We start from the raw sequence: 25451 nt of genomic DNA, 5'->3' as shown, positions 1-25451 counted from the left end.
CGCACATGAGGATCGGCGAGATCGCGCGCAGGGCGGGCGTCTCGACGCGCCTCGTGCGCTACTACGAGCAGCAGGGCCTGCTCGCCTCCACGCGCGAGTCCAACGGGTACCGCGACTACGACGAGGCCGACGTCGACCGCGTGCAGCACATCGCGAACCTGGTGCAGTCTGGCGTGGCCACCAAGCTCGTGAAGGAGCTGCTCGAACTCGAGGACGCCGCCGCCGAGGCCCGCCCGAGCTGCCCCCGCGCCGTCGCCGAGATGCTCGCGGCCGAACTCGCCGGCCTCGAGGAGCGCATCGCCTGCCTCAGCCGCAGCCGCGACTCGATCCGCGACTACCTCGCCCGCACCGAGCACACGGCGCTCGTCTGCGAGCGCGATCACGAGCTCGAGCTGCGGCTGCAGCGCGAGCAGGCGCACGAGGGCGCGCTCGCCGGAGGCTGACCCGGCGGGCGATCGCGACCCCTGCGCGGCGTCCCACCCCCCTCGCACGTCCCGCTCACACGACGTTCTGCGGGTCCACGGGGGCTCCGCATGGGTACCTGAAGCCGCAAAACGTCGTGGGTCGCGCGGGTGGGGTGCGGGCGGGTGGGTGCGGGCGGGTGGGTGCGGGTGGGGTGCCGGCTACAGCGCCGGGATCCACACCCGCATCGTCGACGGACCGCGCTCGGCCCACGCGTGGTACGGCACGAGCGGCACGTCGGCCGCGGCATCCGTTCGCGCGTCGACGAGGCGCACGAGAACCCGGGCATCGTCACCCGTTCCCACCCCGACGACCGCATCGACGGGCGCCACCCGGGGGTCGACGCGCAGGTCGGCGAAGTCGGATGCCGCGAGCGGCGTCGCGGCGAGGTCGACCGACTCGAGGGCGAACACCTCTGGGCCGCGCTCGACCACGAGGCATCCGCGAACCGCATCGACGCGGGCATCGGGCGCGACGAACCGCGGAGTCGTCGGCAGCTCGAGCACGACCTCGTCGCCCGCCGCGAACGCGCGCTCGACCGAGACGATGCCGGGCTCGGCCGGCCACCGCTGCGCCTCGCCGCCACCGGTCGGACGCAGCGCGAGCGTCGCCCCGCCGGCCCACGCCGGCACGCGCAGCGAGAGCCGCCACGGCTCGGCCGAGTCCGCCAGCATGCGCACCACGATCGACCCCGATCGCGGATACGACGTCTCGACCTCGAAGGCGACCGCCCGGCCGTCGGCCAGCACGGTGCGCACGATCGACGGCGCGTACTGGTGCAGCTGCACACCCGAGGCATCCGCCGTCGCGAGGTACGCGGCGAGGCTCGCGAACGTGCGGGCCGTGTTCGGCGGGCAGCACGACACGTCGAACCACGGCGCCCGCAGCGACGAGTGCGCGCGCGGCGACACGGCGTCGGGGTCGGCGGGCGCGCCCGGCACCCGCTGGTGCAGCGTGTTCGCGTAGTAGAAGGCGGTGCCCGAGGCATCCGGCGACGTCTCGATCACGTTGAAGAGCGTGCGCTCGATGAGGTCGGCATGGCGCGCCTCGCCGCTCGCGAGCAGCAGCCGCCAGCTGAACATGACGGATGCCACGCCCGCACACGTCTCGGAGTAGGCGCGGTCGCTCGGCAGCTCCCAGTCCTCGCCGAACGCCTCGTCCTGATGGTGCGATCCCTGCCCGCCCGTGACATACGTGCGCCGTTCGAGCGTGCGATCCCACTGGCGGTCGAGCGCGTCGAACAGCTCCCGGTCGCCCGACTCGACGGCGACGTCGGTCGCACCGGCCGCGAGGTAGTTCGCGCGCACCGAGTGCCCGCGCAGGGCGTCGGCGTCGCGCACGGCCGCGTCGTCCTGATAGTACGACCGGCCCCACTCGATGTCGGCGAGCGTGCCGCGGCCATGCCGCTCGACGAAGATGCGCGCCTGCTCGAGGTAGCGCGGCTCCCCCAGCGCCCGGCCGAGCTCGGCGAGTCCCACCTCGACCTCGGCGTGGCCGCAGATGCGCTCGTCGCCGCCCTCGCCGAACACCTCGCACACGAGGTCGGCGGCGCGGCGCGCGACCTCGACAAGGCCGTCGTCGGCATCGGGGCGCGTGCGCACCCGGGCGACGGCAGCCTGGAACAGGTGGCCGAGGCAGTACAGCTCGTGGCCCCATTCCAGGTCGGTCCACCGCGGCTCCTGCCCAGGCCGGCCGAAGCGCGTGTTCAGGTACCCGTCGGGCTCCTGCGCCGCGGCGACCCTCGTCACGATCGCCCGCAGCCGGGCTTCGAGGCGGTCGACGGATGCCGCGGCATCCGACACCGACTGCAGCCGGCCGATCTCCCACGAGAGCGCCTCGAGGTACTTGTAGACCTCGGAGTCCGAGAACTCGCGCCCGCGACGCCCATCGGGCAGGCTGCCCGCGACGGCGAGGTCGTAGTTCGCGAGCCAGCCCTCGCGCTCGAGCCAGTGCTCGATGTGGTCGAGGGTCGCCGTGCCGTTGACGCGCTGGCGTTCGGCCCAGAGACCGCCCGTGATGCGCACCTCGTCGAGGCCGAGCGGACGCAGGGCACCCGTCGACGGCGCGACCGGCACGGCGTGGGACGTGGGAGCAGAGGTCATGGTCATCCCTTGAAGGCGCCCGACATGAAGCCGCGCACGTAGTGACGTTGGAGGATCAGGAAGAGCAGGATGCACGGCAGCGCGAGCACGACCACGCCGGCCTCGGTGGCGCCGTAGTCGACGACACCCTGCACCTGGCCGCGCAGGTTCGAGACCGCGAGCGGCAGGGTCATGCGGTTCGAATCGTTGATGAGGATCAGCGGGGCCATGAAGTCGTTCCACGCCGCGAGGAACGCGAACAGGCCCACCGTGATGAGTCCCGGCTTGACCGCGGGGACGAGCACACGCCAGAGCACGGTCCAGGCGGAGCATCCGTCGACCATGGCGGCCTCGTCGAGCTCGCGCGGAACCGACTCGAACGAGATGCGCATCATGAACATCGAGAACGGCAACTGGAACATCGTGAGCACGAGCGCGACGCCGACGAGCGAGTTCGACAGGCCCACCGAGTTCAGCAGCACGTAGAGCGGAATGAGCAGGGTCGCGTACGGCACCATCAGGATCGCGAGCGTCGACAGGAACAGCAGGTCCTTGCCCGGAAAGCTGAAGCGGGCGAACGCGTACCCGCCGAGCAGCGAGATCGTGAGCGTCAGCAGCACGGTCAGCAGCGACACGAACACCGAGTTCAGCAGGTAGACCCAGATTCCCGCCTGGTAGTTCGCGAGCGTGACGTAGTTGCCGAAGCCCCATCCGTCGGTCTGGTTCGTGCCCGCGAGCGGCGAGACCGACGAGATCGCGGTCCAGATCAGCGGGTAGAGGAACAGCAGCGCGAGCCCGGCGGTGAGCACCCAGTAGGGCGTGCGCATCGCGATGCCGGCGAAGGTGGTCGGCGGGCGGCGGCGCCCCATGGAACCCCGCCCCGACGCGCCCTTCGCGACCCGGTGGTTCGGCGCGGTCAGCGCGATCGTCGAGTCGGTGGGCGGCACGCTCGCGAGCGGATCGCGCGAACGGCGCGGCATGGTCGTCGACATCAGTCTTCCGCCTTCTTCCCGAATGCGCGGATCTGCGCGATGTTGATCACGACGAGCGCGAGCAGCACGATGACCGAGAGGGCGCCGGCGACGCCGAGGTCGTTCTGCCCCTGGAACGCGATGCCGTAGATGAGCTGCACGACCGTGATGGTCGAGTTGTCGGGCCCGCCCTTGGTGAGGATGTAGAACTGCTCGAACGCGAGCAGCGAGCCCGTGACGCAGAGCACGGTCGTGAGGGCGAGCGTCGGTCGAAGCAGCGGGATCGTCACGCTGCGGAAGGTCTGCCAGCGCGACGCGCCGTCGATGCGCGCGGCCTCGTACACGTCGTCGGGGATGCCCTGCAGGCCCACGAGCATGAGCAGCATGTAGAAGCCCGCGTACCGCCACACGATGAGGAAGATCGTCGACCACAGCGCGCCGTCTGGCGTGCCGAGGAACGTGAACCCCCACGCCTTCATGATGCCGGCGAACGGTCCCGCGATCGGCGAGTAGATCACGTAGAAGAGCAGCGATGCGGATGCCAGGCCCAGGGCGCTCGGCACCAGGAACGAGGTGCGCAGCAGCCCCTTCCAGCGCGTGGACTCCTGCACGAGCATGGCGAGCCCGAGGCTCAGCGCGAGCAGGATCACGGTGGTGAGCACGGTGTACTTCAGCGTGAACCAGACCGAGTCGAGGAAGAAGCGGTTGTCGACGGCGTCGACGTAGTTCTGCGGCAGGTTCCAGCCCTGGTTGCCGCCGAGCAGCGGCCAGTCGCTCGCCGACATCTGCAGCACGAGCGCCAGCGGCAGGCCGAACAGCAGCAGCACGAACAGCGCGGTCGGCAGGGCGAAGAGCCAGCCCGTGAGGGCGGCGCGGCGCCGAGCGGGGGTCACCCGCCCGGCGCCGCGAAGGATGGTGCTCACTGCGAGAGCACCGCCGTGATCTCGTCGTTGTCGGCGTCGATGCTCGACGCGTCGCCCAGCACCGCGTTGCGCACCATCGTGAGCCACGGGCTGCTCGGCGCGTTGAACGCCTGCTGGAAGTTGATCGCGACCGGGGTGTCGCCCTGACCGGCGACCTCGTTGATCGTGACCAGTCGCGGGTCCTTCTGCGAGTACTCGTTGTCGGCGAGGTCGGAGCGGGAGACGACGTCGTTGTCCTTCGCGAGCACGCCGACCTGGGCCTCCTCGGACATCATCCAGCTGAGGAAGTTCCACGCCTGCGCGGCCTTCTTCGAGTCCTTCGAGACGCCGATGCCGTCACCGCCGACGAACGTCGAGGCGCCGCCCTCGGGGCCGACGAGGCCCGAGACGCCCACGTCGAACGGGGTCGACGAGAGGAGGGTGGCCGGATACGGCATGATGCCGACCTTGCCCTCGGTGAACGCGGCGGTCCAGGTGGGGCCGGCCTCGTCCTTCGACGAGGGCAGCACTGCGCCGGAGTCCCAGAGGTCCTTCCAGGTGGCGTAGATCTCCTTCGAGGTGTCGCTCGCGAGCAGCGACTCGGTGCCGTCGTCGGAGAGCACCTCCTGGCCGTCGGCCCAGCTGCTCGGGAACCACGTGAAGACGAGGCATCCGCCGCAGTTCAGGCCCGTCGCGGTGCCGTACGTGTCGGGCTTGTCGAGCGCCTGGATGGCCTTCGCCCACTCGGCGAACTCCTCGAGGTTGGCGGGGCCCGCCTCGGCGTCGAGTCCGGCCTCGGTCGCGAGGTCCTTGTTCCAGAACAGCATCGACAGGTCGAGCACGAACGGCAGCACGTACTCCTGGCCGTCGAGCGTGCCCGCCGACAGGTGGCCCTTGTTGATGTCGTCCTTGAAGTCGAAGCCGTCGATGTTCGCCGTGATGTCCTGGAAGAGGCCCTGCTTCACCCAGTTCGGCACGTACACGATGTCGGCCGCGAAGAGGTCGGGCAGGCCGTTCGAGCCGGCTGCTGCACCGACCTTGGCGACGTAGTCGTCGTTCGGCACGACCGTGAGCTCGACCTGGTTCTCGTGGCTCTCGTTGTAGGCGTCGACGAGCAGGTTGGCCTGCTTCTCGAGCGGTGCGCGGGTCCAGAGGGTCAGCGTCGTGCCGTCGTCGACGCCCTCTGCGCCGGCGTCGGCGAGGCTCGACTCCGGTTCGCTGCCCGCGGAGCAGGCGGCCAGCCCGATCGTGAGGGCGCCGGCGGCGAGCAGGGCTGCAGCCCGCGTCATCCGGCGATTGCGTGATCTCATCCGTGTTCTCCTTGCTCGTCCTTGAGCGGGCGGGGTTTCGCCCGGAATGCCAGGTGCTGGTGCCGGCCTTTTCGAAACTTCCGAAAGGCCTTTCGGCACGCTACAGTGTGAATCTCCCGGCCGTCAAGAGCGATGACCGGTAGCGTTTCAGTCGAGGAGGCGGGCATGGCGAGAAGCGGAACCGGCGGGTCGAAGGCGGCGACGCTCAACGACGTCGCGCGCATGGCCGGGGTCTCGCTCGCGACCGCCTCGAAGGCCATCAACGGCCGCGACCAGGTCGCCCCCGCCACACGCCAGCGGGTCATCGAGGCCGCCGAGCAGCTCTCGTTCACGCCGAACTCCCTCGCCCGCAGCCTCATCGCCGGGCGCACGGGCACCGTCGGCCTGCTCACGAGCGACCTCGAGGGCCGCTTCGTGATCCCGATCCTCATGGGCGCCGAAGACGCGTTCGGCGCCGGGCAGATCAACGTGTTCCTCTGCGACGCGCGCGGCGACACGATCCGCGAGCAGCACCACCTCAAGGCCCTGCTCAACCGCCGCGTCGACGGCATCATCGTCGTCGGCCGGCAGACCGACCCCCGGCCCTCGCTCGGCCAGGACCTCCCGGTTCCGGTCGTCTACGCCTACGCTCCGTCGGATGACCCGAACGACGTTTCAGTCACGCCAGACAACGTGGCCGGCGGGCGCCTCGCGGTCGAGCACCTGCTCACCACCGGCCGACGCCGCATCGCCCACATCACGGGCGAACCCGAGTACGCCGCGGCGCAGGACCGCGCCGTCGGCGTTCGCGCGGCCCTCGCCGAAGCCGGACTCGGGCTCGTCGGCGACGTGATGACCTCGAGCTGGAGCGAGCACTGGGGCCGCGCCGCCGCCGGCATGCTGCTCGCGCAGAACCCCGACGTCGACGGCATCGTCGCCGGCTCCGACCAGATCGCCCGCGGCGTCATCGACACCCTCCGCGACCTCGGCAAACGGGTGCCAGAGGACGTGGCCGTCATCGGCTACGACAACTGGGAGGTGCTCGCCCTGAACTCGCGCCCCGAGCTCACGAGCATCGACGCCAACCTGCAGCAGCTCGGCCGCACCGCGGCGATGCGCATCTTCGACGCCATCGACGACGGCGAGCCCGACCCCGGCGTGCACCACCTGCCGGTACGGCTCGTCATCCGCGGGTCGACCATCGAGCGGCGCTGAGCGAACGGGCGCCCGGCAGCCGAAGCCACCGGGCGCCCGCACCCGCCGAGGCCATGCTCAGACGAACGTCGCCCCCCAGGCCTCGCCCGCATCGCCCTCGGCGGTGACGGTCTCCCCCGCCACGGTGAACCGCGCCGACCGCCCGTCTGGTGCCGTCACCGTCACGCCCGGCGACACCGGCGCGCCCGCGGCATCCGGCGTGCCCGCCGCATCCGGCCCGCCCGAGGCATCCGTCGCCCCCGGGTACACGCGCAGCTCGAGCCCGTCGAAGTAGTCGGAGTCGGGCTTGGTGGTGTCGGCGCCGATCGGCAGCACGGTGCCCTCGCGCACGTACAGCGGCACGGTGTCGAAGCCGTGCACCTCGCGGCGCCACGAGCCCTGCGACGCGACGACCTCGCCCGTCCACCAGTTCGTCCACCGCCCTGCGGGCAGGTAGAACTCGACCTCGCCCGACTCCGAGAACACCGGGGCCACGAGCAGCGACGAACCGAGCATGTACTGCCGGTCGAGGTAGGCGGCGCCGGGGTCGTCGGGGAACTCGAGCGCCATCGGGCGCATGACCGGCACGCCGGTCGCCGACGCATCGAGGCCCTGCTGGTAGAGGTACGGCATGAGCGAGAGCTTCAGCTTCGTGAAGATCCGCGTTACGTCGACGGCCTCCTCGTCGAACGCCCACGGCACCCGATAGGAGCCCGACCCGTGGAAGCGCGAGTGCGTGCCGAGCAGGCCGAACGCGACCCAGCGCTTGAACACGCCGGCATCCGGAGTGCCCTCGAAGCCGCCGATGTCGTGGCTCCAGAACGCGAAGCCCGAGGCCGCGAGCGAGAGGCCGCCGCGCAGGGTCTCGGCCATCGACTCGTACGTCGAGGTCGAGTCGCCGCCCCAGTGCACGGGCAGGCGCTGGCCGCCGGTCGTCGCAGAACGGGCGAACACCACGGCCTCGCCCTCGCCGCGCTCCTGCTCGAGCACCTCGAACACGGCCTCGTTGTAGAGCTGCGTGTAGCGGTTGTGCATGCGGTCGGGCGCCGAGCCGTCGAAGTACTCGACCTCGAGCGGGATCCGCTCGCCGAAGTCGGTCTTGAAGCAGTCCACGCCCTGGGCGACGAGCGCGCGCAGGTGGTCCTGGTACCAGCGCGTGGCGTCGGGGTTCGTGAAGTCGACGAGGCCCATGCCGGCCTGCCAGAGGTCCCACTGCCACACCGAGCCGTCTGGCCGCTTCACGAGGTAACCGCGCTCGGCCGCCTCGGCGAAGAGCTTCGAGCGCTGGCCGATGTAGGGGTTCAGCCAGACGCAGACGCGCAGGCCCTTGTCGCGCAGGCGGGCGAGCATGCCCTCGGGGTCGGGGAACGTGCGCGGGTCCCATTCGAAGTCGCACCAGTTGAACTCGCGCATCCAGAAGCAGTCGAAGTGGAACACGCTCACGGGCAGTTCGCGGGCCGCCATCTCGTCGACGAACCGGTTCACGGTCGCCTCGTCGTAGTCGGTCGTGAACGACGTCGAGAGCCAGAGGCCGTACGACCAGGCCGGAACCCGCGCGGGCTTGCCGACGAGCTCGGTGTACCGCTCGAGCACCCCCGCGGGCGTGCCGCCGTAGACCACGAAGTACTCCAGCGACTCGCCGGGCACCGAGAACTGCACGCGCTCGACCGACTCGGAGCCGATCTCGTACGACACGTGCCCCGTGTCGTTCACGAGCACGCCGTAGCCGCGGTTCGTCAGGTAGAACGGCACGTTCTTGTAGGCCTGCTCCGACGAGGTGCCGCCGTCGGCGTTCCAGATGTCGACCGTCTGCCCGTTCTTCACGAGCGGCCCGAAGCGCTCGCCGAGCCCGTACACGAGCTCGCCGACGCCGAGCGAGAGCTGCTGCAGCGTGTAGGCGGATGCCGCGGCGCGCGCCGTGGCCTCGCGGGCGTTGCCGACGGGCACGCCGTCGAGCTGCGCGTCGGGCCGCACGCGCATGTTCGCGATCGACTTGTCGCCGGCCGACACGATCGTGCGGCCGTCGACCTCGAACGCGAGCCCGAACGGGGCGCCCGGCGCCACGCGCACCGACAGCCGCCCCGAGGTGAGCAGGCCGCCGGTCTCGTCGACCACGACCACGCCCTGCGCGTCCTGCGCGCCGACGAGGTCGAAGCCCTGCGGCTTCACCCCGCCGGAGTGATGCTCGATGCGCACGCCGATGACGTCGGCGAGCGGTGAGAAGAGCGTCACCGTCAGCAGCGGTCGGTTCAACGTGTCGCCGCGCTTGGCGACGACGCCGGTGGTGGCGAAGACCTGCAGGCGGTGCTCTCCGTCCGCCCAGATGTCGTACGACTCACGGCCGTACAGGGGTTCGATGCCCGGCCTGACCTGCCAGAACCCGTCGGTGAACTTCATGGGTGTTGGTGTTCCTTTCGAACGGGCCGCTGCCGCGGCATCCGCTTCACTGCTCGGAGCTGGTGACCGTGCGGTCGCGCTACTTGACCGCGCCCGCGGTGATGCCGCGGGTGAGCGTTCGCTGGAAGATGAGGAAGAAGATCAGCGTCGGGATCACGCCGAGCAGCGCCGAGGCGCTCGTCGTCGTGACGTCCATGAGCCGGTCGCCCTGCAGGGTCGTGATCGCCACCGGCACGGTCTGGTTGTCGTTGGACACCAGGAACGTCAGCGGGATCAGGAACTCGTTCCAGGTCCAGATGAAGAAGAAGATGAGCAGCACCGAGAGCGTGCCCTTGCTGATCGGCAGCACGACCTTGATCAGCGTGCGCAGGCGACCGGCGCCGTCGAGCGCCGCGGCCTCGAGCAGCTCCTTCGGGAACGTGCCGAACACGCTCGAGAGCAGGTAGGTGCCGAACGCCGCCTGGATCACCGTGAAGATGATGATGATCGCGAGCTGCGTATCGTAGAGGCCCACCGACTTGAACATGTAGTACAGCGGGTAGAGCAGGGCCTCCTGCGGAATCAGGTCGGCGAGCAGGAACAGCAGCAGGATGCCGGTGCGGTACTTCACCCGGCCGATGCCGAGCGCGTACGCGTTCAGCACCGAGACCGCCACCGCGAGCACGGCGACCGAGCCCGAGATGACGAAGCTGTTCCAGAGCTTCTGCGGGAAGTCGACGCGGTTCCAGAAGTTCACGAGGCCGTCGAAGTACAGCTCCTTCGGCAGCATCAGCGGGCCCGACGTGTTGTAGTCCTCCGGCGACTTGAACGAGTTGATCAGGATCAGGATGAACGGCACCGCCACGAGCAGGCCGAACAGGATCGCGAGCACGAGCCAGACCCAGTCCTTCGCGGTCTTGCGCGTCTGGGGTGAGTGGTCGCGCGGGGGTCGCTTCGAGCGACGGATGCCGCGGCGCGGCGCCTCCTCGACGCGGTCGGCGCCGACGAGCGGCACCGTGCCGGCGCCTGCGGCCGAGAGCGGGGTCAGCGGGAGTTCGTCCCGGATGCCGGTGGAGCCGGTGTGCGACATCAGCGCTCGCCTTCCTGACGCTCGACGCGCGCCTGCAGTCGGATGAATCCGATCGCGACCAGGACCACGACGATGGTCAGCGCGGTCGCGATCGTCGCGCCGTATCCGACCTGCTGGCTCTGGAAGAACTGGATGTAGGAGTAGTAGCTCGGCACGATCGTCGCCGTGCCGGGCCCGCCGCCGGTGAGGGCGTAGATGGGGCCGAAGACCTTCAGCGCGGCGATCGTGCAGGTGAGCGTCACCACGAAGATCTCGGGGCGGATCGCCGACACCGTGATGTAGCGGAACCGCTGGTACCAGCCGGCGCCGTCGAGCTCGGCGGCCTCGTAGAGCTCGGGGTCGACGCGCTGCAGCGCGGCCATGAAGATGACGACCGGGTAGCCGATCTGCACCCAGACCATGACGGCCATGATCGAGAGCATCGCCGTGTCGGGGCTGCCGAGCCAGTTGTGCTGCAGTTCGCCGAGCCCGATGTTCTCGAGCACGGTGTTCAGCGCGCCGTTCTCGGGCCGGAGGATCCAGCCGATGACGATCGCCGCGATGGCGACGGGCAGGATCTGCGGCAGGTAGTAGGTGGCGCGCAGGAAGCTCGCGACGCGGCCGCCGAACTTGCGACCGATCACGTCGAACAGCAGCGCGGCGAGCACGAGGCCGAGCAGCGTGGGGATGATCACCATGGCGACGATCATCGAGAGCGAGTTGCGGAACGAAGCCCAGAACTTCTGGTCCTGGAGGAGTTCGACCCAGTTCTCGAGGCCGACGAACTCGGGCGGGCGCACGCCGCGCCAGTCGGTGAAGCTGAGGTACACGTTCCAGATGAGCGGGATGAGCACGATGAACGTGAAGAGCACGAGACCCGGGATGAGGTAGAACCAGAACCCGCTCGATCGCGTACCCGAGATGGCGCTCATGCCGTCGGCGCGCTTGGACCCGCGGGTCCGCGCAGCGAGGGTGGAAACCACGATGGTTCCTTTCGATGGAGAGCTCGGTGGGAGCGTGCCGAACCGTCAGGCGGTTCGGCCGGCGCCTCCCGGCCGGCGGGCGTCGTGCGTCGTGTCCAGATCGGCGACGCCCGCCGGCGGGAGGCGGTTCGGTCAGCCGATGATGTCGGCGACGCCGTCCTCGTACTCGGTGCCGAGCTGCTCGAGCGTCTGCTCGGGCGTGAGGGTGCCGTTCACGAGTTCCTGCAGGGCGCCGACGAGCTGGTCGTAGAAGTTCGGCGTGGGCCAGTCGGGGTAGAACGCGAGCCCGTCCTGCTCGACGACCTCGTTGAACTCGGTGATGAGCGCGGCGGACTTCTCGTCGGTGATGTCGGCGGGGTCGGCCGCGACCGGGATCGACCCGTTGTTGCCGATGAGGGCCTGGATCTCGGGGCGCATCGTGATGTCGATGAACTCGTAGGCGAGCTCCTTGTTGGCCGCGTTCTCGGGCACGACCCAGATGTTGCCCGACGATCCGGGAACCAGCTCGGACTCGGGGAACGCGAACGTGTCCCACTCGAAGGTCGTGGCCTCGTTGATCACGCGGCCGGCCCACCACGAGCCGGAGACCATCATCGGGTACTCGCCGCTCATGAAGCCGACGCCCATGTCCTCGGCCTTGAGGCCCGTGGAGTCCTTCGAGATCCAGCCGTTGTCGACGTACTCGACGATCTTGTCGGCGGCGTAGGTGAGCTCGGGGCCCTGCCAGTCGACGGGGTTCTCGTAGAGCTGGTAGTCGTTCACGAACTGGCGGTCGGCCTTCGAGAGGGCGAGCTGGTAGAAGAGCTGGCCGAGCGGGTACTCCGCACCGGCCTGCGCGAGCGGCGTGGTGCCGTCCTGCGCGAACGTGTCGAGGATCTCCTCGAACTCGGCGTACGTCTTGGGCTCGGTCAGGCCCTTCTCGTCGAACGCGGTCTTGTTGTAGTAGACGGTGACGTACTCGCCGTAGTTCGGCACGCCGTACCAGGGGCCGGAGCCCATGATGCCCTCGTCGGAGTACTTGGCCGTGGTCTGCAGCGACGGGGCGAGCAGGTCGTCCCAGCCGTACTCCTCGACCGCGTCGGTGATGTCGGCGAGCAGGCCCTGGCTGGCGAGCAGGCCGGCGGTGGCGTTGCCCTTGGGCGACTCCATGACATCCGGTGCCTCGTTGGAGTTGAGCACCTGGCTGGCCGTGGAGCGGATCTGCTCGAAGCTCTTGTCCTCGTACTCGACGGTGGCGCCGGTCTCCTCCTCGAAGATCTCGATGGCCTTGTTCCAGGCGATGCCGACATCGCTGTCGGTGCCCTCGAAGTGCCAGAGCTTCAGCGTGTTCGGGTCGGACTCGCCGCCCGTCGAGCAGCCGGTGAGCAGTGCGGCGGTCGCGGCCAGTGCTGCGACGGCGCCGATGCCGCGCTTGGTGATTCCCATGGTGCGTTTCCTCTCGTGTGGTGCGTCTGGTCCTGGTGATGTTGGCTGGTTCTGGTGTCGTGGTTCTGGTGATCTGCGCAACTGTCGAAGCGCTTCGACGATGCGCCGCGTTCGACCTGGATGGTTCGTGTCGTGGAGTGGAGGATGCCTCAGAGCCGAGGCGCTGCGACCGACCCGCGATTCTGCGTGACGGGCGTGATGAGTTCGACGCCGAGGGCGTCGCCGCCGCGCACCTGGCGCAGCGCTGACTCGACCGCGATGCGGCACATCTGGTCGAGTGGCAGGGGGATGGAGCTGAGCGGAATGACGAGGTGCGACGTGTCGTAGCTCGCACATGCGGCGAACAGCGACAGGTCGCCGGGCACGTCGAGGCCGCGCTCGCGGATGCGGCGCAGCACCGACTCGACCACCGGCTCGTTGCAGTGGAAGATCACGGCCGTCATCTCGGGCGAGGCGACGAGCAGCTCGTCGAACGCGTGCTCGGCCGCACCGCGGGCGAGCGTCGGGGAGACGACGTCGAGGCGGATGCCGCGGGCCGCCGCCTCGGCCTCGAGCCCGGCGTTGAACCGCTGCACGAAGCCGGTTCCGCGCTCGAGGTACGTCGGCGGATGGCCGACGATGCCGATCGAGCGGTGCCCGGCCTCGGCGAGGGTCGTGATCGCGAGCCGGCCGGCCCGCTCGAAGTCGAGGTCGACGCACGAGAGGCCGTCGCCGTCGCCGGGGATGCCGATGAACGCGGCCGGCAGCGAGGCGCGTCGCACGACGTCGACGCGCTCGTCGTGGGCCTTGACGCCCATGGCGACGACGCCGTCGACGAGCGACGACGCCGCGACCCGGCGGATGCCGGAGACGTCGTCGTCGGTGGCGAGCAGCAGCACGTCGTAGTCGTGCTTGCGCGCCGTGTCGACGACCGCGGTGACGAACCGCATGTGCGTGGGCAGGTGCCCGTCGGTGTGGATCGGCGCCGAGAGCGCGAGGATGTTCGTGGTGGCGCCGGCGAGCATGCGGGCCCCGGCGTGCGGCTCGTAGTCGAGTTCGCGGATGGCGGCCTCGATGCGCGTGCGGGTCGAGGCCGCGATCGTGCGCTTGCCAGAGAGGGCGTAGGAGACGGTCGAGATGGAGACGCCTGCGACCTTGGCCACATCACTGATCGTCACCATCCCGGTACCCCCCTTTGGACCCCTCGTTGCCGTCGAAGCCGATGGATTCGAAGCGCTTCGACGACGTGAGAGCGAGAGTACGGGACGGCCGGTGCCGCGCGCAACCCTTTTGTTGGAATCAACCACAATTCGGTTTTCGCGGGCGGCCGGTCGAGCCGCCCGGCGGCCGAGGAACGCCGCTACTCGCGGAACGTGTGCCGGTACTCGGTCGGCGAGGTGCCGAGCACGCGGTGGAAGTGCAGGCGCAGGTTCGCGCCCGTGCCGAGCCCGACGCGGTCGGCGACCTGCTCGACGCCGAGGTCGGTGCGCTCGAGCAGCTCGCGCGCGAGGTCGACGCGGGCGCGCAGGATCCACTGCATGGGCGTGTACCCGGTGTCCTCGACGAAGCGCCGCGAGAACGTGCGCGTCGACACGTTCGCGTTGCGGGCGAGGTCGGCGAGCGTGAGCGGCTCCTCGATGTGCTCGATCGCCCAGTGCCGGGTCGCCGCGAAGAGCTCGCCGAGGTCATCGGGCAGTGCGCGCGGCACGTACTGGGCCTGGCCGCCGCTGCGGTAGGGCGCGGCCACGAGCCGGCGGGCGACGTGGTTCGACAGCGCGACGCCGTGATCGCGGCGCACGAGGTGCAGGCAGAGGTCGATGCCGGATGCCGCGCCCGCCGAGGTGAGCACCCGGCCCTCGTCGACGAACAGCACGTTCTCGTCGACCTTCACGAGCGGATGCCGCGCCGCGAGCGCCCTGGTGTAGTGCCAGTGCGTCGTGGCCCGGCGTCCGTCGAGCAGTCCGGTCGCCGCCAGTGCGAACGCGCCAGTCGAGATGGCGGCGAGCCTGGCACCTCGCTCATGGGCGGCACGGAGGGCATCGACGACGACGGGCGGCGGCTCATCGACATCCGGATGCCGGTAGCCCGGGATGAAGATCGTCTCGGCCCATTCGAACGCCTCGAGCCCGTCGGCCACGTGGTACGAGAGGCCGTCGCCACCGGTCACGGGCCCCGGCGCCGCGCCGCAGACGCGCACCTCGTAGGGCATCGAGGCGCGCGTCGTGAAGATCTGCGCGGGGATCCCGACGTCGAGCGGCTTGGCGCCCTCGAGCACGAGCACGGCGACGCGGTGGGCCGCCGCCCCGCGCGGATCCTCGTCTGCCATGCGGCCAGCCTGCCATGGCCCCGCAAGGATCCCGCCTCCCTCGCGGCGCGACGCACCGTCGTGCGGGCGACGTGTGGCCGGTCCCCGAGAGCCGGACCACCCCGCCGGGGCCCGAGGAGGAACGGTCTCGGTGCGAACGGCCGCAGCTGGAGATCGTCCGGCGGCCGCCGCCGACCCGGCGGGGCGTTGCGAGAACCGTAGTCGGCGCGCACCCGCGCCGCCATGGCCCAGACGAGGTTCGCCCTCGAACTGGGGTGACGCGCGAGCGCAGTAGGCTGGCGGGCAGTGACACGGGGTGCCGCGCTCCAGCCCCGCCCGGGCGATCGCGGCTGAGAACACACCCGTCGAACCTGATCTAGTTCGAACTAGCGAAGGGATGTCGCGTGAGCGATCGCCTGTCCATCGACCCCGCCCACCTCTCCGACGCGAGCGCTGCGCTGCTCGAGCGGCTGCGCGAGCATCCGCCGCTGGTGCAGTGCATCACGAACAGCGTCGTGACGAACTTCACCGCCAACGCGCTCCTGGCCATCGGCGCCGCCCCTGCGATGGTCGACATCCGCGAAGAGGCCGGCCTGTTCGCCGGCATCGCGGGCGGCCTGCTCGTGAACCTCGGCACGCCCGCCGAAGAGCAGCGCGATGCCTCGCGCGAGGCGGTGGCCGCGGTATCCGCCGCCGGAACCCCGTGGGTGCTCGACCCCGTCGCGATCGGCGCGCTGCCCGTGCGCACGGCGCTCGCGCACGAGCTCGTCGCCGCCGGCCCGACGGCGATCCGCGGCAATGCGAGCGAGATCATCGCCCTCGCCGGAGCGGGTGCGGGCGGTCGCGGCGTCGACGCCTCCGACAGCACGGATGCCGCAGCCGAGGCCGCGACCTCGCTCGCCCTCGCGCACGGCTCGGTCATCGCCGTGTCGGGCCCCGTCGACCTCATCACCGACGGACACCGCACGGCGCGCATCGCGAACGGGGATGCCCTGCTCACCCGCGTCACCGGCGGCGGCTGCGCGCTCGGCGCAGTGACGGCGGCGTTCCTCGGCGCGAGCCGCGACGCGGCCGGTGCCGCCCGTGCGGCCGGTGCCTCGGCGCTCGACGGGCTGCTCGCCGATCCCTTCGTCGCGACCGTAGCGGCCACCGTCGTCTACACGGTCGCCGCCGAGCTCGCGGCGGAGCGCGCGACGGGCCCCGGCTCGTTCGCCGTGACGTTCCTCGACGCGCTCGCGCTCGTCACGCCCGACGTCGTGCGCGCGCGGGCGAAGATCACGACGACGGGTGCCGCGGCATCCGACCCCGCGGCGGCCCGCTCATGATCACGCGGCGCTCGCTCGACCTCTCGATCTACCTCGTGACCGATGCCGCGCTCTGCGGCTCGCGCGGGGTCGTCTCCGTCGTGGCCGACGCCGTCGACGGCGGGGTGCGCGTGGTGCAGCTTCGCGACAAGACGGCGTCCACCGACGCGCTCCTGCGGCAGCTCGAGGCGCTCGCGTCCGCGATCGACGGCCGCGCCGCGCTGCTGGTGAACGACCGGGTCGACGTGGCCGCCGCCGCACGCGAGCGCGGCCTGCCGGTCGACGGCGTGCACCTGGGGCAGGGCGACGCCGCGGCATCCGCTGCCCGCGCCCTGCTCGGCGACGACGCGATCATCGGCCTCACCGCGAACGCGCCCGAGCACCTCGCGACGCTGCGCCGCCAGGCCCGCCGCGAGATCGACTACGTCGGCGTCGGCGTGATCCGGCCCACGACGACCAAGCCCGACCATCCGCCGGCGCTCGGCATCGAGGGGTTCGCACGGTTCGCCGCCGAGGCCGAGCTGCCGTGCGTCGCGATCGGCGGCATCACGCTGGCGGATGTCGCGGCGCTGCGTCAGGCCGGAGCCGCGGGCGTCGCGGTGGTGTCGGCGATCTGCGCCGCCCCCTCGCCGCACGATGCGGCCGCCGCCTTCGCCGCAGCTTGGAGCGGGCGATGACCGCGCGCGAGCCGGATGCGGGCACGGATACCGGCACCGGCACCGCCACCGGCACCGGCACCGGCACGACCGCGCGTCGGGTTCCGCGCGTGCTCAGCATCGCGGGCAGCGACCCGTCGGGCGGCGCGGGCATCCAGGCCGACCTCAAGTCCATCGCGGCCGTGGGCGGCTACGGCATGTCGGCGATCACCGCACTGACGGCGCAGAACACGCGCGGCGTGCGTGGCGTGCACGTGCCGCCGGCCGCGTTCCTCGCCGAGCAGCTCGACGCCATCGCCGACGACATCTCGATCGACGCCGTGAAGATCGGCATGCTCGCGAACGCTGAGGTCGTCTCGGTCGTCGCCGACTGGCTGCGGCGCACCGCCGTGCCGGTCGTCGTGCTCGACCCGGTCATGGTCGCCACGAGCGGCGACCGTCTGCTCGACCCCGACGCCGAGCGCGCGCTTCGCGAGCTGCTGCCGCTCGCCGACCTCATCACGCCGAACCTGCTCGAGCTCGCGGTGCTCGCGAGTGCGGTCTCGGGTTCGGACTCGCCTCCGGCGTCGACGTGGGCCGAGGCGATCGCGCAGGCCGAGGCGGTCTCGGCGGCGACCGGTGCCCGCGTGCTCGCGAAGGGCGGGCACCTGGCCGGCGGCGAGGCGCCCGACGCGCTCGTGCACGCGGCATCCGCCACCGTCGTCGAGTTCGGCGGCGACCGCATCGCGACCACCGCGACGCACGGCACCGGATGCTCGCTCTCGTCGGCGGTCGCGACGCTGCAGGCCGAGCTCGGCCACTGGGAGGCCGCGGTCGGCGAGGCCCGCCGATGGCTGCGCGAGTCGCTGCGGCACGGCGAGGCGCTCGAGGTCGGCGGCGGACACGGGCCGGTGAGCCACTTCGCCGGCCTCTGGTCGCGCGGCGGGCTGCGCACCGCGCCGACGCCCGGCGAGATCGAGGCCGAGTGGTGGGGCGGCATCGCCGACGTGCGCGAGGCGATCGACGCGCTGCCATTCATCCGCGCCCTTGCCGACGGCACGCTCGAGCGCGCCCCCTTCGTCGGCTACCTCGCGCAGGACGCCCTCTACCTGCGCGACTACGCGCGCGTGCTCGCCGAGGCGTCGCGCCTGGCTCCGGATGCCGCGGGCCAGGCGTTCTGGGCGGACTCGGCGCACGGCTCGCTCGTCGGCGAGCTCGAGCTGCACACGCGGTGGCTCGCCGGCGCGGACGCGGGCGCTGGTTCCGCCGCCGCAGACGGCAGGTTCGCCGCCGCGACGTTCGCCGCCGAGCCCGACGCCGCAACGACCGCCTACCTCGACCACCTGCTCGCGACCGGCTCTCGCGGCGACTACGCCGTGCTGGTCGCCGCCGTGCTGCCCTGCTTCTGGATCTACGTCGACCTCGGCGAGCGCCTCGCCGCCGGCGAGTTCGGCGCGGCGGCGCTCGATCCGGAGCATCCGTACGCGTCGTGGCTCGAGACGTACGCCGACCCGGCCTTCGCGGTCGCGACGCGCGAGGCGATCGAGCTCGTCGCGCGTGAGGCCGCCGCTGCGACGCCCGAGCGACGTGAGGCGATGCGCCGCGCGTTCCGGGCGTCGGCCGAGCACGAGCTCGCGTTCTTCGCGGCGCCGCTGCAGTAGGCCCGCCGCACTCGGCCGTTCGCAGGGGTGCAGGGGTCAGCGCAGCTGCACGAGCCGCCCGATGTCATCGGCCGGCAGCGTGTCGGCGGTCGCCGTCACCGTGATCGCGTCGAGCTGCACGAACCCGCCGTACGAGCTGAGGAACGCCGTGTCGGCGGCATCGCGCCCGGTCGAGATGCGCAGCAGCGTCGAGCGCGGAGCCAGCGCGGTCGCGTCGACGACGTGCCAGGCGCCCTCGACGTACGCCTCGGCCACCGCGTGGAAGTCCATCGGATCGAGGCCGGGCGCGTACACCGCCGCGAGGCGCGCCGGTACGTCGAGCGAGCGCAGCAGCGCGATCACGAGGTGCGCGTAGTCGCGGCAGACGCCCTCGCGGGCGAGCAGGGTCTGCACCGCGCCGTCGCTGGGTCCGCTCGAGCCGGGCACGTAGGCGAGACGCGTGCCGACCCATGACGACACCGCGTCGAGCAGCGCGTGCCCCTCGAGCCCCGAGAACTCGGCGACGGCCGTGGCCCCGAGCCGGTCGGACTCGCAGTAGCGGCTCGGGCGCAGGTACTCCACGAGATCGAGGGGTCGGTCGGATCCCGCTGCGGCCTGGCCGTCGACGGTCGCCGAGTACGACAGCGACAGGCTGCCCGCCGGCGCCTCGACGACGTGCAGGCGGCTGCCCGCGGCATCCGTCAGCTCGAGCACGTCGGCCGCATCGAGCGCGACGCCGTTCGCGAGCAGTTCGAGCCGCTCGTCGGGCGCGCCGCCGGCGACGGCGAGCATGAACACGAGCCGCGCCGGGTCCTCGATGGTCAGGTCGATTCGGGCTGAGACGGTTCGCTGCATGGCCATGGGTGCCCCGGTTCATCGTCGTCGCAGGAGGACGTGCCGAGCGGCACCCGCCCATTCTGTCCCGCGGCTGCCACGAGGGGAAGCCCTCCCTCGCCCGGTTGCGCCATCGGCGGCATCCGCGTTGACTGGTGTCATGCGCGTCGTCATCGCCGGAGGTCACGGCAAGATCGCCCTCATCCTCGAACGTCTGCTCGCCGACGGCGGGCACGAACCCGTCGCACTGATCCGCAACGCCGACCACGCGGCCGACGTCACGGCGGCCGGCGGCCAACCGGTCGTGCTCGACCTCGAGGCGGCATCGGCCGACGAGGTCGCCGCCGTGCTCGCGGGCGCCGACGCCGTGGTCTTCGCCGCGGGCGCCGGCCCCGGCAGCACCGCCGAGCGCAAGCTCACCGTCGACCGCGACGGGGCCATCCTGCTCGCCGACGCCGCGAAACTCGCGGGCGTGCCGCGCATCGTGGTCATCTCGGCCATGCGGGCCGACGACTTCGACGCGGACTCCGACGACGTGTTCCAGATCTACCTGCGGGCCAAGAGCGAGGCCGACGCCGCGGTGCGCGCCAGCGGGCTCGACTTCACGATCGTGCGGCCCGGCGGCCTGACCGACGCGGCGCCGACGGGCCTCGTCGTGGCCGATACCACGCTGCCGCGGGGTTCGGTGAGCCGGGCGGATGTCGCGGCGACCGTCGCCGCGGTGCTCGTGTCCGGCGCGGCATCGGGTGCGCAGTTCGAGCTCACCGAAGGCGGATTGCCGATCGCGGGCGCGCTCGCCGCGCTTCCCGATCCCGACTGAACCCCGCGATGTCCGTCCTCGACAACCTGCGGACGTCCAAGCGCCTGCCGGTGCTGCAGGTGCTCAAGACCTCGGTCGCGACGATCGCCGCGTGGCTCATCGCCGGGGCGCTGATTCCGACCCAGCTGCCCGTGTTCGCGGCGATCGCGGCGCTGCTCGTGGTGCAGCCGAGCGTCAACCAGTCGCTCGGCAAGGGCATCGAGCGCTCCATCGGCGTGCTGCTCGGCGTCATCGTCGCGTCGGCGCTGTCGCTGGCGTTCGGCGCGTACTCGTGGGTCGTGCTCGTCGCGGTGCTCGTCGCGATGCTCATCGCGTGGGCCCTGAAGATGGCCCCCGCGACCGGCAACCAGGTCGCGATCTCGGCGATGCTCACGTTGGCGCTCGGCGCCGCGACACCGAACTACGCGCTCGATCGCGTCCTCGAGACCCTGATCGGCGCCGCGATCGGCATCATCGTGAACGCGGCGATCGTGCCGCCCGTCGCGATCGCCCCCGCTCGACGCGAGGCGGCGCTGCTCGGCGGTGAGCTCGCGGCATCCGCCGACCGCCTGGCCGCCGCGCTCGAGACGGCCCAGTCTCGCGCCGACATCGAGGCGCTCATGATCGAGGCCAGGCTGCTGCGCCCGATGCGCGAGGCCGCCGATGCGGCGATCGCGGCGGGCACCGAGTCGCTCACGCTCAACCCGCGCCGGTCGGCGCACCGCGAGGAGCTCGCCCAGTTGGGCGCCCTGCTCGAGCAGCTCGGCCCGATCGTGACGCAGCTCATCGGCATGACCCGCGCGTTCGCCGACCACTACGACGCCTCGTTGCACGACGAGCCGACCGTGAAGGCGATCGCCGAGCAGCTGCACCGCGTCGCCCACGACATCCGGCTCGCGGCCCGCGTCGCCGAGCCCGAGCCCGAACCGATGACGTCGACGGTGCCGGCGCTGACCTCGGCGCTCGTCGTGCGCCCCCCGACCTCGTCGCACTGGATCCTGATCGGATCGCTCCTCGAAGACCTGCGACGCATCCGCGAAGAACTCGGAGCCGAAGCCTGATGCCCGACGTGAACCACCCGCCCCGCGGATTCGACTTCTTCGAGGCGGGCGAGCTCGCGGCGCCGAACCTGCCGCCCGAAGAAGTCGCCGCGCTCCTGCGCGAGCACTGGGGGCTCGACGTCGAACTGCGCTCGCTCGGCAGCCAGCAGGACCAGAACTTCCTCGCGTTCGAGGCGGCAGGTTCGGGCGAGGCGGACGGGTCGGGCGGATCGGGCGGGTCCGACGTCCCTTCGCGCGACGATGCGCTGCCGATCGGCGTGGTGAAGATCACGAACCCCGGGTTCACGGCCACCGAGCTCGCCGCACAGGATGCCGCAGCCACCCTGATCGCCGAGCGTGCGCCGTCGCTCCGCATCGCGACCACGACGACGGATGCCGAGGGCCGGCCGCGCTCGATCGTCGCCGTCACGAGCGAGGGCCCGCTCAGCATCCGCCTCATCGAATTCCTCGACGGCGGAACCCTGCACGGCAGCGCATACCTCTCGCCGCATGCGGTGGCGCGGCTCGGCGAACTCGCCGCACGCACGAGCCTCGCCCTCGCCGACTTCGACCACGACGGACTCGACCGCGTGCTGCAGTGGGACCCGCGCTTCGCGGACCGGGTGGTGGAGCTGCTCGCCCCGCACCACCCCGATGCGTCGCGGCGCGAGCGGGTGACGGATGCCGCGGCCGCCGCCTGGGCTGCGATCACCGCCCTCGCGGGCGACCTGCCGACCCAGGCGGTGCACCTCGACCTGACCGACGACAACGTGGTGCGCGCAGTCGATGCCGGCGTGTCGGGCTCGGCCGGCGACCCCGGCCTGCCCGGCCTGCCCGGCCTTCCCGACGGGCTCATCGACTTCGGCGACGTGACCCGGTCGTGGGCGGTCGCCGAGCTCGCCATCACGATCTCGTCGGTGCTGCACCACGCGGGCGCCGAGCCCGTTTCGGTGCTGCCCGCGATCCGCGCGTTCCACGCCCTGCGCCCGCTCTCGTCGGCCGAGGTCGCCGCGATCTGGCCGCTCGTCGTCGTGCGCGGCGCGGTGCTCGTGGTGAGCGGCGAGCACCAGGTGCAGCTCGACGGTGGAGCGAATGCATATGCCGCCGACGGCATCGAGCGCGAGTGGCGCATCTTCGAGCAGGCCGTGTCGGTGCCGAGCGAGGTGATGACTGGCGCGATCGCGGCCGACCTCGGCGTCGAACCGCCGGCTCGCGCGCCCGCGACGGGCTCGTTCGGGGTGATCCTGCGCGGCTTCGACGCCGCGAACGCCGCGAACGCCGTGCGGCTCGACGTCTCGCCCGAATCCGACGCGGTCGACGCCGGCGCATGGCTCGACGCAGGTCTCGAGGAGCGCCTCGCCCTCGCAGCGCTCGACGCCGGGGCCTCCGCCGCCTGGCTTCCACGCGCCACGCCCCGCCTCACCGAGAGCCGCATCCGGTCGGCGGAGTCGTCGGCCACGATCCCGACGGGCATCGACGTGTGGTTCGCCGAGCCGCAGGTGCTCGAGGTCGTCGAGTCGCGGGGATCCGGCGTGCGGCTCCTCATCGAGGCGGCGACCCCGAGTGCGCCCGACCAGCCGGTCGTCGACGGGCTCCCAGCCCGGACGCGCATCCGCATCCGCCTCGAGCGCGCCGACGGGCCCGCCGCGCCGCACCTCGTGCGCCCCGAGTACGCGAACGGCTGGCTCGCCCAGACGCTCGATCCGGCGCCGGTGCTCGGGCTCGCGACATCCGCCGGCCAAGGCCCGAACGGCGGGATCGAGCCCGAGACCGAGACCGAGACTGATCACGCCCTGCTCTCCCGTCGCACTGCGAGCTTCGCCGAGGTGCAGGAGCACTACTACGAGGCGCCGCCGCGCATCGAGCGCGGGTGGCGCGAGCACCTCGTCGGCGTCGACGGGCGCGCCTACCTGGACATGGTGAACAACGTGACGCCGCTCGGCCACGGGCATGTGGGCGTCGCCGACGCCGTGAGTCGGCAGCTGCGGCGCCTCAACACGAACTCGCGGTTCCACTACGGCGCGGTCGTCGAGTACGCCGAACGGCTCGCGGCCCTCGCGCCCGACCCGCTCGACACGGTGTTCCTCGTGAACTCGGGCTCCGAGGCGACGGACCTCGCGATCCGCGTCGCCCTCGCGGCCACCGGCCGGCGCGACGTCGTCGCGATCCTCGAGGCCTACCACGGCTGGACCTACGCGTCCGATGCCGTGAGCACCTCGGTCGCCGACAACCCGAACGCGCTCGAGACCCGGCCCGACTGGGTGCACGGCGTCGATACGCCGAATCCGTTCCGCGGGGTGCATCGGGGGGCGGATGCCGCGAACTACGCCTCGGAGGCCGCCGACCGCATCGCCCGGCTCGCCGCCGACGGGCGCCCGCCCGCCGCGTTCATCGCCGAGACGTTCTTCGGCAACGCCGGAGGCATCCCGCTGCCCGACGGCTACCTCGCCGAGATCTACGCCGCCGTGCGCGCGGCCGGCGGCCTCGCGATCGCCGACGAGGTGCAGGCCGGCTTCGGCCGGCTCGGCCACTGGTTCTGGGGCTTCGAGCAGCAGGGCGTCGTGCCCGACGTCATCGCCGTGGCCAAGGCGGCGGGCAACGGCTACCCGCTCGGTGCGGTCATCACGACGCGCGAGATCGCCGCCCGGTTCCGCAGCCAGGGGTACTTCTTCTCGTCCACGGGCGGCAGCCCCGCCTCCAGCGTCGCCGGACTCGCCGTGCTCGACGCCTTCCGCGACGAGGGCCTGCAGCGCAACGCCCTCGACGTCGGCACGCGACTCAAGCACCGCCTCGAGGAGCTCGCCGCGCGACATCCGCTCATCGGAGCCGTGCACGGACTCGGCCTCTACCTCGGCGTCGAGTTCGTGCGCGACCGCGCGACCCTCGCGCCGGCCACGGCCGAGACCGCGGCCATCTGCGACCGCCTGCTCGAACTCGGCGTCGTCATGCAGCCGACCGGCGACCACCAGAACGTGCTGAAGACGAAGCCGCCGCTCTGCCTCGACGACGACTCCGCCGACTTCTTCGTGGCGATGCTCGATCGGGTGCTCGCCGAAGGCTGGTGAGCCGGCCGGAGCGGGCCGTTGTCAACCCCCTCCGTGTCGTCCGAAGGTTCGATGTGGAGCGCCGGAGGCCTGCCTAGGCTGGAGGAAATCCGACCGGGATCCGAACGACGACGGCAGGAGTGGCGATGACGAACCCTGAACGCGCAGCCCACGTATCGAGCACGGCGGGCGGGCCGAGCACGGCTCGCACGCCGGAGGCGCAACCGCCGAAGTCGAGCACGGCTCGCGACGCATCCGGCACGAGTTCGGGCACGAACTCCGCCGCGAGTTCGGGCGGCGATCTCGCCAGGCAGCTCACGGTGGCGGTCAGCGCCCTGATCGCGGTCGTCGGCTCCTTCATCGGGTCGGGTGCCGCCGGCGGGCAACGGGTTCAGGATGCCGCGGGCGGCGCACTCGCCGCCGACGCGACGCTCGTGGCGCCGGGCGGTGGCGCCTTCGCCATCTGGTCGCTCATCTACTTCGGGCTGCTCGCCTACGCGGTGTGGCAGTTCCTGCCCGCCCAGCGCACCGACGAGCGGCACCGCCGGCTCGGCCCGTGGGTCGCGGCATCCCTCCTGCTGAATGCGGCGTGGATCCTCAGCATCCAGTTCGACCTGCTCTGGCTGAGCGTGCCCGTGATCGCCGCGCTGCTCGTCGTGCTCGTCGCGGCGTTCCGCATCGGGCTCGAGCTGCGCCCGAAGAGCGCGATCGACGCCCTCGTCACCGACGGCACGATCGGCCTCTACCTCGGATGGGTGTGCGTCGCCACGATCGCGAACATCGCCGCGGTGCTCGTCGCCGTCGGCTTCGACGGGTTCGGCCTGCCGCCCGAGACCTGGTCGGTGGGCCTCGTCGCCATCGCCGGACTCCTCGGCATCGCCCTCGCCGTGTGGGACCACGGTCGCATCGCGCCCGCCCTCTCGCTGAGCTGGGGCATCGCGTGGATCGCCGTCGCCCGCCTCACCGACGAGCCGTCGTCGACCGTCACCGGCATCGCCGCGATCATCGCGGTGATCGCCGTGCTGATCGCGACGGCGGCGATGCGCGTGGTCGCGATGCGCCGACCGAGCGCATCGCACGCCGGCTGACCCCGTCGGGACAGCGCGGGTAGGCTGCGGG

20 protein-coding genes and 1 riboswitch are annotated in these 25451 nt (G+C 71.7%); of the genes, 9 read left to right on the top strand and 11 right to left on the bottom strand.

Annotated elements, in window-relative coordinates; all coding sequences use genetic code 11:
* The first annotated feature begins 5 nt into the window (after positions 1 to 5).
* On the top strand, positions 6 to 443 hold the full coding sequence (locus ASE68_RS15670) for a MerR family transcriptional regulator (protein WP_055861782.1): 438 nt from the start codon (positions 6 to 8) through the stop codon (positions 441 to 443).
* Positions 444 to 623: 180 nt separating this feature from the next.
* Here ASE68_RS15670 and ASE68_RS15665 read toward each other — a convergent pair whose 3' ends face one another.
* The 4 genes from ASE68_RS15665 to ASE68_RS15650 are packed head-to-tail and all read right to left on the bottom strand — an operon-like array spanning position 624 to position 5726.
* A complete protein-coding gene (locus ASE68_RS15665; RefSeq protein ID WP_082462411.1) occupies positions 624 to 2570 on the bottom strand; it encodes a glycoside hydrolase family 127 protein in 1947 nt (648 codons plus the stop codon).
* The gene (locus ASE68_RS15660) at positions 2567 to 3535 is read right to left on the bottom strand and encodes a carbohydrate ABC transporter permease (RefSeq protein WP_369800089.1); all 969 of its coding nucleotides are present in this window, start codon (positions 3533 to 3535) and stop codon (positions 2567 to 2569) included. The genes ASE68_RS15665 and ASE68_RS15660 overlap by 4 nt, the downstream gene beginning before the upstream one ends.
* A complete protein-coding gene (locus ASE68_RS15655; RefSeq protein WP_055861778.1) occupies positions 3535 to 4437 on the bottom strand; it encodes a carbohydrate ABC transporter permease in 903 nt (300 codons plus the stop codon). Before ASE68_RS15655 ends, ASE68_RS15660 begins: the two co-directional genes overlap by 1 nt.
* A complete protein-coding gene (locus ASE68_RS15650; RefSeq protein WP_055861775.1) occupies positions 4434 to 5726 on the bottom strand; it encodes a sugar ABC transporter substrate-binding protein in 1293 nt (430 codons plus the stop codon). The genes ASE68_RS15655 and ASE68_RS15650 overlap by 4 nt, the downstream gene beginning before the upstream one ends.
* Before the next feature lie 165 nt (positions 5727 to 5891).
* Here ASE68_RS15650 and ASE68_RS15645 point away from each other — a divergent pair, with 165 nt between their 5' ends.
* Entirely contained in the window at positions 5892 to 6920 is a 1029-nt protein-coding gene (locus tag ASE68_RS15645) for a LacI family DNA-binding transcriptional regulator (RefSeq protein WP_055861773.1), read from the top strand.
* 57 nt (positions 6921 to 6977) lie between these two features.
* On the opposite strand, the gene yicI is transcribed toward ASE68_RS15645, so the two are convergent.
* The 6 genes from yicI to ASE68_RS15615 form a co-directional block, all read right to left on the bottom strand.
* The gene (gene yicI, locus ASE68_RS15640) at positions 6978 to 9296 is read right to left on the bottom strand and encodes an alpha-xylosidase (protein WP_055861769.1); all 2319 of its coding nucleotides are present in this window, start codon (positions 9294 to 9296) and stop codon (positions 6978 to 6980) included.
* A 79-nt stretch (positions 9297 to 9375) separates the two neighbouring features.
* Positions 9376 to 10365, bottom strand: coding sequence for a carbohydrate ABC transporter permease (locus tag ASE68_RS15635; protein ID WP_082462410.1), 990 nt, complete (start codon positions 10363 to 10365; stop codon positions 9376 to 9378).
* Entirely contained in the window at positions 10365 to 11276 is a 912-nt protein-coding gene (locus ASE68_RS15630) for a carbohydrate ABC transporter permease (RefSeq protein ID WP_055862568.1), read from the bottom strand. The genes ASE68_RS15635 and ASE68_RS15630 overlap by 1 nt, the downstream gene beginning before the upstream one ends.
* 183 nt (positions 11277 to 11459) lie before the next feature.
* The gene (locus tag ASE68_RS15625; protein WP_157421719.1) at positions 11460 to 12752 is read right to left on the bottom strand and encodes an ABC transporter substrate-binding protein; all 1293 of its coding nucleotides are present in this window, start codon (positions 12750 to 12752) and stop codon (positions 11460 to 11462) included.
* A gap of 149 nt (positions 12753 to 12901) precedes the next feature.
* Complete coding sequence (locus tag ASE68_RS15620; RefSeq protein ID WP_055861766.1) at positions 12902 to 13912, bottom strand: LacI family DNA-binding transcriptional regulator; 1011 nt, start codon at positions 13910 to 13912, stop codon at positions 12902 to 12904.
* Positions 13913 to 14091: 179 nt separating this feature from the next.
* A complete protein-coding gene (locus tag ASE68_RS15615; protein WP_055861762.1) occupies positions 14092 to 15057 on the bottom strand; it encodes a GlxA family transcriptional regulator in 966 nt (321 codons plus the stop codon).
* A gap of 281 nt (positions 15058 to 15338) precedes the next feature.
* A riboswitch (TPP riboswitch) is annotated at positions 15339 to 15451 on the top strand.
* Here ASE68_RS15615 and thiM point away from each other — a divergent pair.
* The 3 genes from thiM to ASE68_RS15600 all read left to right on the top strand — a co-directional run bounded on the left by thiM (position 15441) and on the right by ASE68_RS15600 (position 18636).
* Positions 15441 to 16361 carry a hydroxyethylthiazole kinase gene (gene thiM / locus ASE68_RS15610; RefSeq protein ID WP_200921765.1) on the top strand — a complete coding sequence of 307 codons (921 nt, stop codon included), beginning with the start codon at positions 15441 to 15443 and terminating at the stop codon, positions 16359 to 16361. Its footprint overlaps the riboswitch before it by 11 nt.
* On the top strand, positions 16358 to 17017 hold the full coding sequence (gene thiE, locus ASE68_RS15605) for a thiamine phosphate synthase (protein ID WP_055861758.1): 660 nt from the start codon (positions 16358 to 16360) through the stop codon (positions 17015 to 17017). The genes thiM and thiE overlap by 4 nt, the downstream gene beginning before the upstream one ends.
* Positions 17014 to 18636 carry a bifunctional hydroxymethylpyrimidine kinase/phosphomethylpyrimidine kinase gene (locus ASE68_RS15600; protein ID WP_082462409.1) on the top strand — a complete coding sequence of 541 codons (1623 nt, stop codon included), beginning with the start codon at positions 17014 to 17016 and terminating at the stop codon, positions 18634 to 18636. The genes thiE and ASE68_RS15600 overlap by 4 nt, the downstream gene beginning before the upstream one ends.
* 36 nt (positions 18637 to 18672) lie before the next feature.
* On the opposite strand, the gene ASE68_RS15595 is transcribed toward ASE68_RS15600, so the two are convergent.
* On the bottom strand, positions 18673 to 19470 hold the full coding sequence (locus ASE68_RS15595) for a transglutaminase family protein (RefSeq protein ID WP_055862561.1): 798 nt from the start codon (positions 19468 to 19470) through the stop codon (positions 18673 to 18675).
* 139 nt (positions 19471 to 19609) lie between these two features.
* Here ASE68_RS15595 and ASE68_RS15590 point away from each other — a divergent pair, with 139 nt between their 5' ends.
* The 4 genes from ASE68_RS15590 to ASE68_RS15575 all read left to right on the top strand — a co-directional run bounded on the left by ASE68_RS15590 (position 19610) and on the right by ASE68_RS15575 (position 25420).
* The gene (locus tag ASE68_RS15590) at positions 19610 to 20269 is read left to right on the top strand and encodes an SDR family oxidoreductase (protein WP_055861755.1); all 660 of its coding nucleotides are present in this window, start codon (positions 19610 to 19612) and stop codon (positions 20267 to 20269) included.
* 8 nt (positions 20270 to 20277) lie between these two features.
* Positions 20278 to 21309: an aromatic acid exporter family protein gene (locus ASE68_RS15585; RefSeq protein WP_055861752.1), complete on the top strand. Its 1032-nt coding sequence runs from the start codon at positions 20278 to 20280 to the stop codon at positions 21307 to 21309.
* Positions 21309 to 24353 (top strand): aminotransferase, encoded by a 3045-nt coding sequence (locus ASE68_RS15580; protein WP_055861749.1) that lies wholly within the window; start codon positions 21309 to 21311, stop codon positions 24351 to 24353. Before ASE68_RS15585 ends, ASE68_RS15580 begins: the two co-directional genes overlap by 1 nt.
* 125 nt (positions 24354 to 24478) lie before the next feature.
* A complete protein-coding gene (locus ASE68_RS15575; protein WP_235481028.1) occupies positions 24479 to 25420 on the top strand; it encodes a tryptophan-rich sensory protein in 942 nt (313 codons plus the stop codon).
* The last annotated feature ends 31 nt before the right edge of the window (positions 25421 to 25451 follow it).

This window comes from Agromyces sp. Leaf222 (assembly GCF_001421565.1).
Lineage (GTDB): Bacteria > Actinomycetota > Actinomycetes > Actinomycetales > Microbacteriaceae > Agromyces.
The sequence above is the reverse complement of the archived record's forward strand: the minus strand, read 5'-3'. Positions and strand labels throughout refer to the sequence as shown.